Source organism: Marinilactibacillus piezotolerans (assembly GCF_900169305.1).
In the GTDB taxonomy this organism is placed as follows: Bacteria; Bacillota; Bacilli; order Lactobacillales; family Carnobacteriaceae_A; genus Marinilactibacillus; species Marinilactibacillus piezotolerans_A.
Genome location: NZ_FWDP01000002.1, coordinates 334,541 through 351,134, shown reverse-complemented (window position 1 = coordinate 351,134; position 16,594 = coordinate 334,541). Strand labels below are relative to the sequence as shown.

General features: G+C 40.4%; 16 protein-coding genes. 13 read left to right on the top strand and 3 right to left on the bottom strand.

From position 1 onward, the window contains the following. Positions 1–35: 35 nt before the first annotated feature. From groL to B6F02_RS01640, 3 genes are all read left to right on the top strand, one after another. A complete protein-coding gene (gene groL / locus B6F02_RS01650; RefSeq protein WP_080145657.1) occupies positions 36–1,658 on the top strand; it encodes a chaperonin GroEL in 1,623 nt (540 codons plus the stop codon). A 178-nt stretch (positions 1,659–1,836) separates the two neighbouring features. After that, complete coding sequence (locus tag B6F02_RS01645) at positions 1,837–2,751, top strand: ketopantoate reductase family protein (RefSeq protein ID WP_080145656.1); 915 nt, start codon at positions 1,837–1,839, stop codon at positions 2,749–2,751. Positions 2,752–2,982: 231 nt separating this feature from the next. Further along, positions 2,983–3,966 carry an NAD(P)H-quinone oxidoreductase gene (locus B6F02_RS01640; RefSeq protein ID WP_080145712.1) on the top strand — a complete coding sequence of 328 codons (984 nt, stop codon included), beginning with the start codon at positions 2,983–2,985 and terminating at the stop codon, positions 3,964–3,966. A gap of 335 nt (positions 3,967–4,301) precedes the next feature. On the opposite strand, the gene B6F02_RS01635 is transcribed toward B6F02_RS01640, so the two are convergent. Together B6F02_RS01635 and B6F02_RS01630 are read right to left on the bottom strand one after the other, a co-directional pair. Beyond that, positions 4,302–4,619, bottom strand: a complete 318-nt coding sequence (locus tag B6F02_RS01635; RefSeq protein WP_080145655.1) for a PTS lactose/cellobiose transporter subunit IIA — start codon at positions 4,617–4,619, stop codon at positions 4,302–4,304. A 51-nt stretch (positions 4,620–4,670) separates the two neighbouring features. Further along, positions 4,671–4,988: a PTS sugar transporter subunit IIB gene (locus tag B6F02_RS01630; RefSeq protein ID WP_080145654.1), complete on the bottom strand. Its 318-nt coding sequence runs from the start codon at positions 4,986–4,988 to the stop codon at positions 4,671–4,673. Positions 4,989–5,399: 411 nt separating this feature from the next. Between B6F02_RS01630 and B6F02_RS01625 the strand changes: the two genes are divergently transcribed. Next, the gene (locus B6F02_RS01625) at positions 5,400–6,326 is read left to right on the top strand and encodes an ROK family protein (RefSeq protein WP_080145653.1); all 927 of its coding nucleotides are present in this window, start codon (positions 5,400–5,402) and stop codon (positions 6,324–6,326) included. Between the two features lie 43 nt (positions 6,327–6,369). Then, positions 6,370–7,155 carry a carbon-nitrogen family hydrolase gene (locus B6F02_RS01620; protein WP_080145652.1) on the top strand — a complete coding sequence of 262 codons (786 nt, stop codon included), beginning with the start codon at positions 6,370–6,372 and terminating at the stop codon, positions 7,153–7,155. Between the two features lie 122 nt (positions 7,156–7,277). Here the strand turns inward: B6F02_RS01620 and B6F02_RS01615 are convergent, their stop codons facing one another. Next, complete coding sequence (locus tag B6F02_RS01615; protein WP_256864619.1) at positions 7,278–7,949, bottom strand: CAP domain-containing protein; 672 nt, start codon at positions 7,947–7,949, stop codon at positions 7,278–7,280. Between the two features lie 248 nt (positions 7,950–8,197). Between B6F02_RS01615 and B6F02_RS01610 the strand changes: the two genes are divergently transcribed. The 8 genes from B6F02_RS01610 (at position 8,198) to B6F02_RS01575 (ending at position 16,389) form a co-directional block, all read left to right on the top strand. Beyond that, a complete protein-coding gene (locus B6F02_RS01610; RefSeq protein ID WP_080145651.1) occupies positions 8,198–9,598 on the top strand; it encodes an MATE family efflux transporter in 1,401 nt (466 codons plus the stop codon). A 131-nt stretch (positions 9,599–9,729) separates the two neighbouring features. Then, entirely contained in the window at positions 9,730–10,356 is a 627-nt protein-coding gene (locus tag B6F02_RS01605) for a glycosyltransferase family 32 protein (protein WP_080145650.1), read from the top strand. A 177-nt stretch (positions 10,357–10,533) separates the two neighbouring features. Continuing rightward, positions 10,534–12,141 carry an amidohydrolase gene (locus B6F02_RS01600; RefSeq protein ID WP_080145649.1) on the top strand — a complete coding sequence of 536 codons (1,608 nt, stop codon included), beginning with the start codon at positions 10,534–10,536 and terminating at the stop codon, positions 12,139–12,141. 1 nt (position 12,142) lies between these two features. Continuing rightward, positions 12,143–13,042 (top strand): YitT family protein, encoded by a 900-nt coding sequence (locus tag B6F02_RS01595; RefSeq protein ID WP_080145648.1) that lies wholly within the window; start codon positions 12,143–12,145, stop codon positions 13,040–13,042. Positions 13,043–13,134: 92 nt separating this feature from the next. After that, positions 13,135–13,794, top strand: coding sequence for an ABC transporter ATP-binding protein (locus B6F02_RS01590; RefSeq protein WP_080145647.1), 660 nt, complete (start codon positions 13,135–13,137; stop codon positions 13,792–13,794). Next, positions 13,784–14,545 carry an ABC transporter permease gene (locus tag B6F02_RS01585; RefSeq protein WP_080145646.1) on the top strand — a complete coding sequence of 254 codons (762 nt, stop codon included), beginning with the start codon at positions 13,784–13,786 and terminating at the stop codon, positions 14,543–14,545. The genes B6F02_RS01590 and B6F02_RS01585 overlap by 11 nt, the downstream gene beginning before the upstream one ends. Before the next feature lie 465 nt (positions 14,546–15,010). Then, positions 15,011–15,859, top strand: coding sequence for a 3D domain-containing protein (locus tag B6F02_RS01580; RefSeq protein WP_080145645.1), 849 nt, complete (start codon positions 15,011–15,013; stop codon positions 15,857–15,859). 326 nt (positions 15,860–16,185) lie between these two features. Then, positions 16,186–16,389 (top strand): hypothetical protein, encoded by a 204-nt coding sequence (locus B6F02_RS01575; protein WP_080145644.1) that lies wholly within the window; start codon positions 16,186–16,188, stop codon positions 16,387–16,389. Positions 16,390–16,594 lie beyond the last annotated feature (205 nt).

Sequence of the window (16,594 nt, the reverse complement as noted above, 5' to 3'; positions counted from 1 at the left end):
AAGTCATAAAAAATACAGAAGAGGTGACCAGCATCATGGCAAAAGAACTTAAATTTTCTGAAGACGCACGTGCAGCAATGTTACGCGGTGTAGATAAATTAGCAAATACAGTAAAAGTAACGTTGGGACCAAAAGGTAGAAATGTTATTCTAGATAAATCTTTTGGTGCTCCTCAAATCACCAATGATGGTGTAACCATCGCGAAAGAAATCGAATTAGAAGAACAATTTGAAAATATGGGTGCACAGTTAGTAGCAGAAGTAGCCAGCAAAACAAATGATATTGCCGGAGACGGAACCACTACAGCTACTGTACTGACTCAAGCAATCGTTACGGAAGGTATGAAAAACGTAACAGCCGGTGCGAACCCTGTCGGTATTCGCCGCGGTATTGAAAAAGCGACTAAAAAAGCAGTAGAAGCACTGCATGCAGTGTCTACTAAAGTTGAAGGAAAAGAATCTATCGCTCAGATCGCAGCCATTTCTTCTGGAGATGAAGAAATCGGTACACTGCTTGCTGACGCTATGGAAAAAGTCGGCAGTGATGGTGTCATCACAATCGAAGAGTCTCAAGGAATCGAAACAGAACTAGACGTCGTCGAAGGTATGCAGTTCGACCGTGGATACCTGTCTCAATATATGGTGACAGATAACGAAAAAATGGAAGCAAACCTGGATAATCCATATGTACTGATCACAGATAAGAAAATTTCTTCAGTACAAGATATCCTTCCAGTCCTTGAAAACATTATGCAGCAAAACCGTCCACTATTGATTATCGCTGATGACATTGAAGGTGAAGCTTTACCAACACTAGTATTGAATAAAATCCGCGGTACATTGAACGTTGTAGCAGTGAAAGCACCAGGTTTCGGAGATCGCCGCAAAGGTATGCTGGAAGATATTGCGATCCTGACAAACGGTACAGTAATCACGGATGATCTAGGACTCGATCTGAAAGATATGACGATCGATCAACTAGGGGTTGCCGGAAAAGCTGTTGTCACAAAAGACAACACTACGCTGGTTGAAGGTGCTGGAGACAAAGGCAGCATTGAACAACGTGTAGGCATGCTGCGCGCTCAAGCAGAAGAAACCAACTCTGAATTTGATCGCGAAAAACTGCAAGAACGAATTGCAAAATTAGCTGGTGGAGTAGCTGTCATCAAAGTCGGTGCTGCTACAGAAACGGAAATCAAAGAACGTAAATTACGTATCGAAGATGCTTTGAATGCAGCTCGTGCAGCGGTTGAAGAAGGCGTGATCGCCGGCGGAGGTACTGCTTATATCAATATCTTAAGCCAGCTTCAAGAAATTGAAGCAAAAGGTGACGAAGCAACAGGTGTGAAAATCGTGATTCGTGCTTTAGAAGAACCGGTACGTCAGATTGCCTTTAATGCAGGTCTTGACGGAAGTGTGATTGTTGAACGCTTAAAACATGTAGAACCAGGCATTGGCTTCAATGCAGCTACAGGCGAAATGGTCAACATGGTCGAAGCAGGAATCATTGATCCGACAAAAGTAACTCGTTCAGCATTACAAAATGCAGCATCTGTGTCAGCACTTCTATTGACCACAGAAGCAGCTGTTGCCGATATTCCAGAACCAGAAGCACCGGGTGCCGGTATGGACCCAAGCGCAATGGGCGGAATGATGTAAGGTAATTCACAAGACATTTAACAAAACAGTTCAATAGAACCTTTAAAAGTCGTGTCTGATTCGGGCACGGCTTTTTTACTATGGAACTGAGAGATATGGTAGAATAGAAAAAATAGTCCAGTTACATATATCAATGTCAAAAAAGTACTGAATAAAAGCGAAAAGCGGAGGGACAAACATGGGAAAACAGACAGTAGCAATCGTAGGATTAGGGGCACTTGGGATCTTGTATGGTCAACACCTTTCAGAAGCACTGAGAAAAGATCGTGTCAAGATTATAGTGAATGAGGAACGCAAAAAAAGGTATGAAGCACAAGGGGTAACACTGAACGGAGTGCCCTGTGACTTCAATTATGTTTTAGAAACAGAAATTGGAACGCCGGCAGATGTAGTAATCGTCTGTACAAAATCACTCACACTCGACAGCGGTATGGAATCTATGAAACATCAAGTTGGCGATCAGACAACGATTTTGTCATTGATCAATGGCATTTCCAGTGAACAGATCTTGGGGGCAAGATTTGGACAGGAAAAAGTCATACCCACGGTAGCCATCGGAATGGATGCCACTAGAGAAGGGCAGAATGTACGGTCGAAAGTCAAAGGCTGGCTGCAGATCGGAGCCGATACGCCTGAAAAGGAAAGCAGACTGGCAGAAGTCAGTGCACTATTCGATGAAGCAAACTTTCCATATACCATAGAAGAGGACATTACGCTGAAGATCTGGGAAAAGTTTTTAATGAATGTGGGCGTAAATCAAGTAGTTATGGTTAATGAGACAACCTACAGAGGGATTCAAACAGGTGGAACTTACCATGAACAAATGCGGGAAGCGATGGCGGAAGTTGTAAAAATCGCTCAAGCAGAGGGGATTCCACTTACTGAAGCACACATCCAACAGGCGATCGATATTATTGATACAGTCGATCCTGAAGGTATGCCTTCAATGAGACAAGATGGATTGGCGAAACGGCCGACAGAAGTAGAATTGTTTGCTGGAATGATTTTGGCTAAGTCGAAGCAGTATGGGATTCCAACTCCAATGAATGATGTTTTGTATAAAAAGATAAAAAAAATGGAACAAAAGTTTTAACTAACGAATAGTAAAATCCAAAGCAAGAGGTAAGTAAATAATGGAAAAGGAGCTGGGATTATGAGGAAGATCGGATTGATTGGCGGCATGAGTTAGGAATCCTCAACTGAATATTATCGTTTAATCAATGAAAAAGTAAAAGAAGCGTTAGGAGGACTTCAATGACGGCAGAGCAATAGACAGTTCTGATGTTGAGCGTTATAGTAAAGAGGCAGAAAGGTTATGAGAAAAATGCGTGCATGGACAGTAAATGAACCAGGTTCAAGAGAGCAGCTAATTATAGAAAACAGAGATATACCAGTACCTAAAGAGGCAGAACTGCTGATAAAAGTAAAAGCAGCGAGTATAAATCGAACGGATACATTAACGAGACAAAATCCATCTCTTTCTAAGCCGTATCCAATCCTTGGGGTAGAAGTTAGTGGAATAGTGACTGAAAATCGGTCGTCGGACTCACGGTTCAAACCCGGATCGAAAGTAGCGGGGCTAGTCAATCATGGAGGATATGCGGAGTATGTAACAATGCCTGCGGATCGTGCCATTTTATTTCACGATTCTCTATCGATGGAAGCAGCCGCAGCTATTCCAGAAGTCTTTTTAACCGCTTATCAGACGTTATATTGGTTGGGGGAGCTGGAGCCTAAACAGAAAGTACTCATTCATGCCGGAGGAAGCGGAGTAGGAACTGCTGCCATCCAACTGGCTAGACAAATCAGCGATGCAACGATATTCACAACAGCGGGTCATAAAGATAAACTGTCTGCAGCGAAAAGCCTGGGTGCAGACCACATTATTAACTATAAAGAAGAAGAGTTTGATGAAGTAATAGCTTCCATAACTGAAAATCAGGGTATCGATGTTATTTTAGATTTTGTGGGGGCTTCTTATTGGGAGAAAAATCTGGCGAGTTGTGCAGAGGACGCAAGGTGGATACTTATTGGAACGTTGGGTGGAACGGAAGTGAGACAAGTTTCGCTTATGGAGTTGATGCAGAAACGAATCTCTTTAAGAGGAACGTTGCTGACACCTAGAAGTGATGCCTATAAGGCGAGGTTGACTAGAGAATTTGTAGAAAAAGCAATGCCTTTAATTGAATTTGGTACCATAAAGCCGATTATCCATTCAGTTTTACCTTTTGAAGAAGCAAAAGAAGCACATCGTCAAATGGAAAATAATGAAAATACAGGTAAGATTATTCTTAAAGTATCAGAATAATTACCTATTTAAAAAGACTGCTCAGTTCTCTATAGGAGATCAAGCGGTCTTTTAGCATATCTGTATCATTACAAAGGCATATAAAGCTCATCAGCGAATCCTACGTATTCATCTATTGCGGTATAACAATATTACAGTTCAGAGGTTAGAAAAAGTATCAGATATAAAAACCTTCTCATGAAAGAGCTTTTTACAACAAACTGAATGAAGTTTTATTTTGAAAGATACCGTTGAATTTAAAAGGAATCAGAGACTATTGGTAGAGTATAAAAATAGAAAAACTCCGCCCGTTAGTTTAATGGAATTAAACTAACGAGCAGAGTCTATTTATTATTTTAACGTGTTTTGTATAACTCAACGATCTCTACTGCAAGATCCTTAAATGTAATGGCATTCATTAAATGGTCTTGACCGTGAACCATTAACAGAGATAACTCAACACTGTCGCCGGATGCTTCGCTGGTCAATAGACCGGTTTGAGAATTATGTGCACGCGTTAAAGCTTCGTCCGCTAATTTCAAGCTTTCTTCAGCTGCTTCGAAATCTTTTTCTTTTGCTGCTTGGATCGCTTCCATCGCATTACCTTTAGCGTCGCCGCCATGCATGATTAATCCCATAATGGTTTGCATTAGTTCTTCTTGATTTGCTGACATGATAAGACCCCTTTTTTGAATATCTTTAAGGCTGAAATCGATTGATGAAGGTTACTTGCTAAGTGATAAAGCTTTATCCAAAACGTTTTTACCGTTCATCATTCCGTAGTCTCTCATATCAATGACTTCAACTGGAATGTCTTTTCCTTCAACTTTTGTTTCCATTTGTTTTTTCAAGAATTTTACTTGTGGTCCTAACAGCAAAACGTCTACTGGTTTAGAAGCCAGATAGTTGTCTGCTTCATTAGCGGATACTGCAAAGATATCTGTTTCGATTCCTTCAGATTCAGCAGCTTTTTGCATTTTCGTAACTAGCATGCTGGTACTCATTCCAGCAGCACAAACTAACATAATGGTTTTCGTTGACATGATGAACTTCCCCTTTTTTGAAAACTATTTTTAGATCGTATACGATAGATGCAGCCTATTAAAAAGTCCAAGATATCTTTTAGTGTGATACATTGAATCCGGTTACATTTATCAATAATAATAAATGCAAGTCAGGCTTCTTTTAAAGACTCAATAGCACTTCATTGAAATCGTTTACTTCTTATATATTATTTATACACTACTTTCAATGAAAATTCAACACAAACTATGAAAGATTATCAATATTTTCAGTTAAATGGCGCAAGTAAACGATAATTTGTACGAATTTCGTTTGAATTCTAAAGAAGGAATTTTACCCGAATGACCATATAAATTAGATTGTTGATTAATATTTGAATCGTGATAAGGTAATAAAGAAGCAAACATTCAAAAAATTTGTTGGAGGACACTATGAAAAAATACTTGGTTTACGATGTAGGCGGTTCTGCCATAAAATATGCTGTTATGAATGAAGATACAATATTTGAAAAAGATAAAGTCAAAACGCCGAAAAGCAATATGGAGGATTTTTTATCCGCAATAGAGAGTATTTATCAAAAGGTTAAAGATGAGATTCAGGGTGTATCATTCAGTATGCCGGGGATTATTGATTCTGAAACGGGGCATGCGGTACATGGCGGTTCACTGTTGTTTATCAGAGACCTTAATCTGAAAGAAGTGATAGAGGAATGTCTTCAGACGACGATCGCTATTGAAAATGACGCCAAAAGTGCAGCGCTTGGAGAAGTTTGGAAAGGAAAGCTGCATGGTATAGAAAACGGCGTGGCAATGATTCTGGGGACCGGTGTAGGCGGCGGAATTGTCTTAAATGGAGAATTGATCAAAGGGCATCATTTAGGAGCGGGTGAGTTTTCGTCTGTTAAAGTGGATGGAACGAGCATCAATAAAAAGAACAATTCGTTTGCTGAAAAAGCCAGCACAGTGAAGCTGGTTCAGAAAGCTGCTAGACTAGTTGGCGCAGATCAAGCAACTTTTTCAGGAGAAGATGTCTTCCAAGCGATCAAAAATGGGAATCAGGAAGTTGCAGAGTTGTTTTCAGCCTATTGTGAGATTATTGCGATCCAAATACTGAATCTTCAGACAATACTGGACCCGGAGCGCTTCGTAATCGGCGGCGGTATGAGCGCTGAACCGATATTTGTTGAATCGATTAAAAAAGCAGTAAACGAGGTTTTTGAACAAGATCCAATGACAGAAATCAACGGGTTTCAAGCAGAAGTTGTAAAGAGTGAACTAGGAAACGATGCTAATTTATATGGTGCGCTGTATCAATACTTGATGTCAGAAGAAGACCGCAGCTTTTCTGAGAATTTTTGAGCAGTGAATCAACCTAAAAAACATAAAAACAGGAGGTAAGAAGATGAAAGTAAGTGCCATTCAACCAGAACTGATATTCAATGAGCCTGAGCAGAATGAACAAATGATTGAGCGGCTGACTGATCAAGCAATCCAAACGGAACAGCCGGATACGATCGTATTACCTGAAATGTGGAATGTGTCTTTCTTCCCTGAAGACCTTTCAAAGCATGCAGATAAGGATGGTCAGCGCTCAAAAGTGTTCCTTAGTCGATTAAGTAAAAAGCATAAGGTAAATATTGTCGGCGGGACAGTAGCCACTGTTTTTAATGGAAGTTATTATAATACCGGCTATCAATATGACCGAAAAGGGCAGTTGATTGGAACGTATCATAAAGTCCATTTGTTTTCTCCTTCTGGGGAACATGAACAGTTTACGCCCGGTCAAGAATTGGGGATTTTTGAAATAGATGGCGTTAAAGCCGGTATAGCTACTTGTTACGATCTGAGGTTTACGGAGTGGATCAGAATGCTGGCGCTGAAAGAGATCGAAATATTGTTTGTCCCGGCTGCTTGGCCGCATCCTCGTGTTTTTCACTGGGAAACACTGCTCAAAGCGAGAGCAATTGAAAATCAAGTATTTGTAGCAGGGGTAAATGGTGCGGGAAAAACAGACAAGCTTGCCTTCTGCGGACATTCGCTGCTGCTGGATCCTTTGGGCAATACTTTAGCGAATGCAGAAGAAAAAGAACAGATCTTAACAGCAGAGTTCGACCTTCCATTGCGCAACCAGGTAAAGTCTCAGATCAATGTCTTCCAAGACCGCCGTCCTGATCTGTATCAGTTATAAAAGGATCCATCATGCAAATAAAAAAAGATGCTCGGTACGCTTGATAACAGCGAGTGCCGGGCATCTTTTTTATTTAGGAACGATAGGTCATCTGATAATGAATGGAGGACCTAAAATTGAGCTTAATACATAGGCGTGCCGAAAATTTGAGTGGCGTAAAGAAATTCTCCATCGTAATGAACGCCGATTCCAATTTCTTCATATTCTGGACGGACCATATTTTCATAATGGCCTTCACTTTCTACCCAGCCGTTGAATAACAATTCAGCCATTTCTGTTTCTTCTAAATAATTCGTAGCCATACCCAGATTTTCTCCGACTACTTGATAAGCATAATCAATGCCTTCTTCTTTAAATACCGTGAAAGCATCTGTGCCGTTCGGTCGAGTGTGGGAAAACAGGGTCTCCGTTTCAACTGCACGCAAATCGGCTGCTTTTTTCAGCATATCATTTCTTTGTAAAGTATTTAGTCCTTTTTCTAGTCGTAATTCATTTAATAAAGTAAAGATTTTATCTTCAACGATGCTGTAGTTTACTTCTGAAGAGGCGGGAGTGGTTGCCACGGTGTCTTCAGACTCTGTGTCTGCAGATGGTCCGGTTGTTTTGCTTAATTGATCTATATCCAGTTCGAGAGAGCCTATTTCCGACCATGTTTCAGGAGTCGGAATATAGCTGACAATTCTGTCCAGCCAGTTCCCCAGTTCGGTTCCTTGAAGAATCCCGCTAGCAGACAGCCAGAAACCAATAAAAACGGCAAGTAAGAGAGTGAAAAGTTTACGGATGACTTTACCCATTTTTGATGAAGCTCCTTTCAGTAATGGTCCTCAATATTGTATCAGAAAAATGAAGAGAAACGATGTTTAACTTTGTTTTTTTAGCAGTTTTTCACAGACTTTGATGAGTAAAATGATAAACTCATTGGATTACAACATTCTGCTTCATTTCAATTTCTGAATTGGGTATAATGAACAAAGTATTTTCAAACTTAAAGTAAGTATTTGAGGTTTGAGGAATGAAGTAAAGGATAAGAAGGTGTACAGTAATGAAAAAAATGAAATCCAATAAACTAGGCACGATGCCGATGAACCGTCTCGTGCTGAACTTGTCGCTGCCAATGATGATCTCTATGCTGATCCAGTCAATGTACAATGTCGTAGATAGTATGTTCGTTGCACAAATCAGTGAAGAAGCACTGGCTGCACTCTCACTCGCTTATCCGATTCAAATGCTGATGCTGGCTGTTCAAGTTGGTTCAGGAGTAGGAATGAACGCGGAACTCTCTAAACGACTAGGAGAAGACAGGAAAGATTTAGCCAGTGAAACGGCTAATAACGGTGTGTTCCTGGCCTTTATGCACTATGCAGTTTTCCTTGCATTAGGTCTGACCGCCATGCGCCCGTTTTTTGAAGCGCAGACAGATAATGCGCTGATTATTCAAAACGGTGTAGAATACACGATGATTATCTCAGTATTCTCGATCGGGAAGTTCTTGCAGTTTGTCTATGAAAGAACATTGCAGGCTACCGGCAGAACCTTTTATACAATGATTACGCAAGGCACAGGTGCGATTTTAAACATTGCACTGGATCCGATTATGATTTTCGGATTATTTGGTTTCCCGGCACTAGGTGTTTATGGTGCAGCCCTGGCGACTGTTATCGCTCAAACGGTTTCTGCACTTATGGCGTTTACATTTAATGCAAAATTCAATGATGACGTGGATATGAAGATCAAAGGATTCCGACCTGACTGGGGTGTTATCCGACGCATTTACTCTGTAGGGATTCCCTCTATGCTGATGACATCAATCACTTCATTAGTTACCTTCTTGTTGAATAACATTCTGCTGCAGTTCACTGCGACGGCTACTGCCGTTTATGGCGTTTATATCCGTCTTCAGGGCTTTGCCTTTATGCCGGTCTTCGGTTTGAACAATGGTATGATTCCGATCGTTTCTTACAACTATGGTGCACGCAATAAACAGAGAATGATGAGTGCCATTAAAATCTGCTTGATTTATGCTCTTTCATTGATGCTTTTAGGAACCATTCTGTTCCAATTGTTCCCAACGCAACTGTTGGCTTTATTCAGCGCTTCTCCAGAAATGACAGCAATTGGTGTTTCTGCCTTGAGAACTATCAGTCTCAGCTTCGTATTAGCTGGATTCAGTATTATCATGGGAACAGTATTCCAAGCTTTGGGGAATGGTATACTTAGTCTGGGCGTTCAAGCAGCGAGGCAGCTGATCATATTAGTTCCAGTGGCATATTTGTTGTCACTGACAGGCGATGTCCATTCTGTCTGGTGGGCTATTGTCATCTCAGAAGCGGTAGCTGTTGTGTTTGCCGCTATTGCAATGCGGTATATGTACAAGAAAAAAATTCAGCCGATGGAAGAACGAGTTGAACTGTCTCGTGAACAGTTTGCACAAGACCAGTCTTAACCTTTAAGTCAGGTAGAGTCAGATGAGTTTCCTATCAAGCTTATTGTTCGATTTTTCAGGTGTCATTTTGTTACAATGAATCTAGAGTTTTCAAGAAATTTTCATGATAAATAAAATGGAGGAGTACAACTATGATTCCGAAAATAATACATTATGCTTGGTTTGGCGGGAACGAACTTGGAGAGCTGGAAAAGAAATGTCTAGAAAGCTGGAAAAAATATTGCCCGGATTGGGAAATCAAAGTTTGGAACGAGTCCAACTTTAACCCTGAAGATCACGGTATTTATACAAAGCAGGCATACGATGAAAAACAATGGGCGTTTGTCTCAGACGTTGCTCGAGTGTATGCACTGAAAGAATACGGCGGCGTTTACGTGGATACTGATATGGAATTGATCAAGCCGATTGACGACTTTAGGGATCTGCCGGCATTTTTCAGTTTTGAAATCGAAACGGAGATATCTACTGGGATCATCGGAGCTGAACCGCATCACCCATTCATCGAAGAACTTTACAATGATTATGAAGGACGTACGTTTATTCAAGAAGACGGCTCACATGACCGTAAGACAAACGTTATTCGAATCACTGAAATTATGACAGAACGCGGTCTGAAACCCGACAACACTAAGCAAGTGGTAGAAAACTGTCATATTTTCCCACGTGAGTATTTCTCTCCAAAAGATTATTGGACCAGAGAAATCGATTCTACAGAAAATACCTATGGCATCCATCAGTTTACAGGAAGCTGGCTATAAACCATTTGAATTTAAGACTCGAACGATTTTGCCTCAAAGGCAAAATCGTTCTTTTTAATGCATCCGGTAGTTTGTTGTTTTGCAGATAGATGCAGAATAGATCCTGGATTGAGAAAACCGGTGTTGCGTTATTCCGTATCGTGATACAATGAGAGAGGATCTGGAGGCGAAAAAAGAATGAAACTATACATAAATGGAAACTTATATAGAAATAGAGATCAATTCTCCAAGACAATGGTCGTAGACAGCGGAAAAATCATTGCAGTTGGAGACAATGAATTGGTGGAAACCTATAAAGATAGAGCTGAGATCATTGATTTAAAAGGAGCTACAGTGATACCAGGTTTAAATGATTCACATCTGCATTTTTTGATGACTGCCGAGTATCTGGATATGCTGCAAATCACGGATGTCACCTCTATGCAAGAATTGATTGAGCGGGCTAAAAACTATATTCAAGAGCGGCAACTGACTGAGGGAGCCTTCTTATATACAGAAGGCTGGAATCAGAATCAGTTCACAGACGAACAGAGAACCCCTGACCGTACAGATCTGGATAAGATTTCTACAACCATTCCTGTAGCCATGGTCCGAGTTGACCGTCATGTCATGAGCTTGAATTCTAAAGCTATCGAAGTCCTCAAACTGACCAGAGATTCCGTTTCTAAAACGGGCGGCGAAGTAGTGAAAGATAAAACTGGAGAGCCGACAGGAATTTTGACAGAAGGGGCAATCGATTTAGTGCGTCCCTACCTTCCTGAGTTGAGCAAAGATGAGAAAAAGCGAGTACTGAAGAAAACGATGCGTCTAGCAAACAGTCAAGGGCTGACTTCCATGCATACAAACGATGCAAAAGATGATAAGATAGAAGCAAATCTGAATTTATATCATGAACTGGAAGAAGAAGGTGCCCTGACCGTGCGGTTCTACCAGCAAATCTGGTTCAATGATGGTAATTATATTCAGCCTTTTATGGATAAAGGGTATAAACTGGGGCAAGGCAGTGCATTTAACAGAATCGGACCTGTAAAACTTTTTTCAGATGGAACGCTGGGTGCTAGAACCGCTGCGATGAGAGAAGCGTATTCTGATGATCCGGGTAATGTTGGGATAGAAACCAAGCCGCAGTCTGTATTGAATCATGAAGTTAAGTTGGCGGTAGATCACGGCTTCCAGGTCATCATCCATGGCATTGGAGATAAAGGTGTCGAACGCATTTTAGATGCTTACGATGCAGCACTGGGAGATCGGCTGAATGATCTGCGTTTAGGTATCAATCATATTCAAATCACTGGAAAGGATCTGATCGATCGTGTGATTGATCGAAAATACCTGACTTATATTCAACCGATCTTTTTAAATGATGATATTCCTATTCTGTTATCACGATTAGGAGAGCAGCGGGCAAGCACATCTTATGCCTTTGGTACCCTGTCTAGAGCGGGGGTTCACCAGTCGTTTAGTTCGGATGCACCGATTGTATCGTTTAATCCTTGGGAAAATCTTTATTCAGCAGTGTCCAGAAAACGATTGAATGGTGAGCCATCTGAAGGTTACCGTCCTGAAGAAGCGATGGACATCTATACAGCAGTAGATGCCTATACCCTAGAAAGTGCCTACGCAAGCTTTGAAGAAAATGTAAAAGGCAGGATTCAGCCAGGGTACTATGCAGATTTTGTTGTACTGGACCGCAATATTTTTACGTGTGCGACTGAAGAGATCAAAGAGACCGCTGTCTTGATGACGGTTGTTGACGGAAAAGTCGTTTATCAAAAGGAGAACTAAGATGAAGTCTTTGTTAACGAAAGAGACAGTTAAAAACCTGGCATTGATTACAATCGGTTCGTTTTTATATGCTGTTAGTGTCAATGTCTTTACCGTACCGAATGATTTAGCAGAAGGTGGTTTGACCGGTTTCTCACTAATTCTCTTCTACTTATCCGGAATAGAACCGTCGTATACCATTTTCATTAGTAATATAGCAATCATCGCAATGGGGTATCGCTTTTTAGATAAGAAAACGCTGAACTATACAATCGTGGCAAATGGAATTATTTCCGTGATGCTGCTGATTGTAACGCGGTGGTCATTTATTCCTGAGACAACCTTATTAGCTCCAATGGGTGCAGGTGTGTTTATGGGGGCAGGAATCGGACTGATCATGCTTGGCCATGGAACAACTGCTGGTGGAGATATACTAGCCAAGATGATGCAAAAGTATCTGGGAATCAATATTCCTACAGCGATCTTACTGATCGATCTTTGTATTGTGGTACCAAGTATCTTTATTATCGGGGCAGAAAACGTCTTTTTAACGCTAGTAAATTTAGTGGTACAGAGTAAGGTAATCGACTTTGTGCTGGAAGGATTGAATCCTAGAAAATCCTTTTTCATTATTTCAGAAAAATATGATGAAATCGCTAAGCAGATTGAACAGCAGATCGGCCGTGGCATTACCATCTTAGATGGGAAAGGATACTATACGGGCAACCAGAAACAAGTTTTATATATTATTATCAGTCGACGCGAAGTGCTGGCGATTAAACGGATTGTGGAAAGCATTGATCCCAATGCATTTGTCACGATCTCACATGTCCAGGAAGTAACGGGAGAAGGCTTTACCTATCTCTCTCAGGAAGAACAGGCAGAAAGAATCACAAAAGCAGAAGAACAGGGACAACAGTAGCAAAAGTTCTTTCAATAAATAAAAGACAGTGAGCCGCTTTATAGTAAAGCGACAGTGATACAAAGCTGTACATTGAGTAAAGGAGAGTACCTATGGAACAACCGATTTTATCTGTTCAAGCAGTTGGTTTTAAAGCCGGCCAGGAAACGATTCTTGAAAACATTTCTTTCGATGTGGAAAAAGGAGAAATCGTTACGATTACCGGACCTTCTGGCAGTGGAAAGAGTACATTGCTGAAAGTGCTGGGCAGTTTAATCTCTCCGACAAAAGGAGAGATACTCTTTAAAGGTCAAAGTCTCGATAAAAACGATCCTTTGGAATATAGAAAAAAGGTTTCTTATTTTTTTCAGAATGCAGCATTGTTTGATCAAACAGTCAAAGATAATCTAACGTTTCCATATGAAATAAGGAATCAGGATCCAGAAGAGCAGAGAATTAAAGACTATTTAAAGAAAGTCAAATTGCCGGAGACCTATTATGAAAAAGCTGTTACAGAGTTGTCAGGTGGAGAAAAGCAGCGAATAGCGTTAGTCAGGAATTTGTTGTTTCAGCCAGAAGTCTTGCTGCTGGATGAGGTGACTAGTTCTTTGGATACTGAAAACAAACGGATTATTCATACACTGATCAAAGAGTTGAACCAGCAGTCTGACATCACTGTTCTAATGATCACGCATGATGAATCAGAATTATCTCAGGCTGATCGGGTGATTCGGATCATAGATGGACGATTGGAGGAAAAGCATGACGAATAATCTGGAAATCAATAATGTCTCATTGCTGTTCTCGACTGCCTTATTGATGGTTGCTGTTTTTATTACTTATAAAGAAAAACTTGGATTGGGGAAAGACATTTTTATTGCCGGACTGAGGGCAGTGATCCAGCTGTTCATTATCGGCTATGTTCTGAGTTTCATCTTTGGATTAGACAATCTGTTTGTTACATTGGCTATGGTACTATTCATTGTATTTAATGCATCCTTTAATGCACATAAACGCAGCAGCGGTATTCCGCATTCGTTTAAAATTTCTTTATTCTCTCTTAGTGCTGGAACAGCTATTACATTAAGCTTACTAGTATTGACAGGAGCGATAGAATGGGTTCCCTCACAGATTGTACCCATCACTGGAATGATCGCCAGCAACGCTATGGTCGCAGTGGGATTGACTTATCGGGCTCTAAATGGGAAATTTCAAGATCAAAGGCAGCAAGTATTGGAAAAACTGGCTTTAGGAGCGGATGAGAAACAAGCCTCGCTCTCGATTATCCGTGAGAGTGTTAAAACTGGTATGTCTCCATCAATCGACAGTACCAAAACCGTTGGACTAGTGAGTCTGCCGGGAATGATGTCCGGGCTGATTTTTGCTGGGGTAGAACCGACGGCAGCGATCCGATATCAGATCGTGGTGATGTTCATGCTCATTTCCGTAACGAGTATTTCTAGTGTCATTGCCAGCTTTTTGGCATACAAACAGTTCTTCAACGAACAAAAACAGCTGCTTTAAGCGAATGAACAGACAGATGAATAGAACAATTTCAAGTGAAATTCAATCATTTTGATTGTTACAGAGAAAACTGCCTAAAAGGCAAGATTCAGCCTTTCTTAAGAGGAAAATATGAATAGTATGACAGGATGATGTCACGATATATAATAAATATACGTGCATCATCCTGTTTTTTGTATATTATAATGTATAAAATGATCAGTGCATGGTTTCGTTACTGAAATATGTAATTAAAGGCATTTTGAAACACGACTGTAAAAAAGTAAGTATTATAATACAGGAAGACTAAAAAGGCGTAACACAAGGCTTCTCACTCTTTTATTCTCAAATAATCGTGGTAAGATAACATCTGGTTGCAGATAGATTAGTTTTGTGATCATTCATTTTTATTTGTTTTGCCAATGATCAGCAACCTTTATTGACCAACACACAAGAGGAATAAAAAGAAAAGGAGCACGAGAATTTATGTCTACAGTGCAGAAATATTTATTGAAAGCAAGTGCAACAATTGCCTTCGCTTCATTATTTAGTCTTGGAACTATGAACGAAATACACGCAGAGGAAATGTCAGCAAGCAATTGGCAGCCAAGAACCGTTGCAGAAATCGAAGCTGAAATTAAAGCCCAAAAACAAAACCAAAATGAAGAAGACACAGTAGAGTATACTTTCCAATGGGGCGATACGCTCTGGGGAATTTCAGAAGCAACAGATTTTTCTATAGAAAAACTTGCTAAAGTTAACGATATCAATAATCACAGTATGATCGAAGTTGGAACGACGATCTATCTTAGTGGAGATGCATCGATTCTTTCAGTAGAAAATAATGATGAAGTTGTCAGCTATGATGTTTCAGAAGATGAAGTAGTTGAAACTGAAACACCAGATGAAGTTGAAAAAGAGATCGTAGAAGAAGCGGAACCTGAAGCAGAATCAGAAACCGAAGCTCCAGAAGCAGCACCTTCTAATGAAGTAAACACTTCTTCATCTACTGAGTCTGAAACAGAAGCGGCTCAAGCAGCAGCACCAGCTGGAAGAACGGTAACAGTCGAAGCAACAGCGTATTCACGCAATCAAGCTTCATTAGGGAATATCACTTATTCAGGTATTGATTTAAGAGAAAATCCAAACGTAATAGCAGTGGATCCCAGCTTTATCCCACTTGGTTCAAGAATTTATGTCCCAGGATATGGAGAATTTGTAGCTGGAGACACTGGTGGAGCAATCAATGGAAATCGCATTGATATCCACATGGAAAGCTTAGATGCTGCATGGTCATTTGGTCGTCGTACCATTGAAGTGCAAATCTTAGATTAATGTAACTAATTTCAAAAGAGAGGCCGGAACAAAAATTAAATCCGGCGAATATAAAAGATCAACCGAGCAGATTTGTGCATAAGTACAATTCTGCTCGGTTTTTTCTAGCACGTTTTCATTGTAGATAAAGTCTCTAACCAATAGAAGGGCGTTTGTCTTCTGCTTTTAATAGCACAGTTCAAACCTTAGTAAACCCTCTTAGTTGTGATGACTTAGAGAGAGCCTAATTTTCTTGGCTGCTGCGTCTTGCATCTGAGATGATAGAACAAGTTGATCAACTCCCTGATTGCAGATCGGGTTCTTAAAAAATATTGGAACCAGTTAATTTGAAAAAGTTGCAGGAACTAGTCGCAAAAAGGGGATTGGAACCAGTTAAACTGAAAAAGCCGCAGGAACTAGTTCCAAAAAGGGGATTGGAACCAGTTAATTTGAAAAAGTTGCAGGAACTAGTTGCAAAAAGGGGATTGGAACCACTTCAGAACAGCACTGTCCTCAGAACTAGTCACAAAGAGCCGATTGGAACCAGTTAATTTGAAAAAGTTGCAGGAACTAGTTCCAAAAAGGGGATTGAAACCAGTTAAACTGAAAAAGCCGCATGAACTAGTCGCAATCATAGGATCAAAACTTTTCATAACCCAAATGATCCTTCAACGCAGTATAACTCCGCGGGTGGCTGTTAGGATGTGCAAAGCAAACAGTATTGAATTTCGATAAACTCTGTATCAACCTTTAAAA

Coding starts and splice junctions, on each gene's coding strand:
- B6F02_RS01585 (WP_080145646.1), top strand. CDS start 13,784: ATGACGAATAATCTGGAAATCAATAATGTCTCATTGCTGTTCTCGACT.
- B6F02_RS01645 (WP_080145656.1), top strand. CDS start 1,837: ATGGGAAAACAGACAGTAGCAATCGTAGGATTAGGGGCACTTGGGATC.
- B6F02_RS01625 (WP_080145653.1), top strand. CDS start 5,400: ATGAAAAAATACTTGGTTTACGATGTAGGCGGTTCTGCCATAAAATAT.
- B6F02_RS01640 (WP_080145712.1), top strand. CDS start 2,983: ATGCGTGCATGGACAGTAAATGAACCAGGTTCAAGAGAGCAGCTAATT.
- B6F02_RS01635 (WP_080145655.1), bottom strand. CDS start 4,619: ATGTCAGCAAATCAAGAAGAACTAATGCAAACCATTATGGGATTAATC.
- B6F02_RS01600 (WP_080145649.1), top strand. CDS start 10,534: ATGAAACTATACATAAATGGAAACTTATATAGAAATAGAGATCAATTC.
- B6F02_RS01605 (WP_080145650.1), top strand. CDS start 9,730: ATGATTCCGAAAATAATACATTATGCTTGGTTTGGCGGGAACGAACTT.
- groL (WP_080145657.1), top strand. CDS start 36: ATGGCAAAAGAACTTAAATTTTCTGAAGACGCACGTGCAGCAATGTTA.
- B6F02_RS01610 (WP_080145651.1), top strand. CDS start 8,198: ATGAAAAAAATGAAATCCAATAAACTAGGCACGATGCCGATGAACCGT.
- B6F02_RS01630 (WP_080145654.1), bottom strand. CDS start 4,988: ATGTCAACGAAAACCATTATGTTAGTTTGTGCTGCTGGAATGAGTACC.
- B6F02_RS01620 (WP_080145652.1), top strand. CDS start 6,370: ATGAAAGTAAGTGCCATTCAACCAGAACTGATATTCAATGAGCCTGAG.
- B6F02_RS01615 (WP_256864619.1), bottom strand. CDS start 7,949: ATGGGTAAAGTCATCCGTAAACTTTTCACTCTCTTACTTGCCGTTTTT.
- B6F02_RS01590 (WP_080145647.1), top strand. CDS start 13,135: ATGGAACAACCGATTTTATCTGTTCAAGCAGTTGGTTTTAAAGCCGGC.
- B6F02_RS01580 (WP_080145645.1), top strand. CDS start 15,011: ATGTCTACAGTGCAGAAATATTTATTGAAAGCAAGTGCAACAATTGCC.
- B6F02_RS01595 (WP_080145648.1), top strand. CDS start 12,143: ATGAAGTCTTTGTTAACGAAAGAGACAGTTAAAAACCTGGCATTGATT.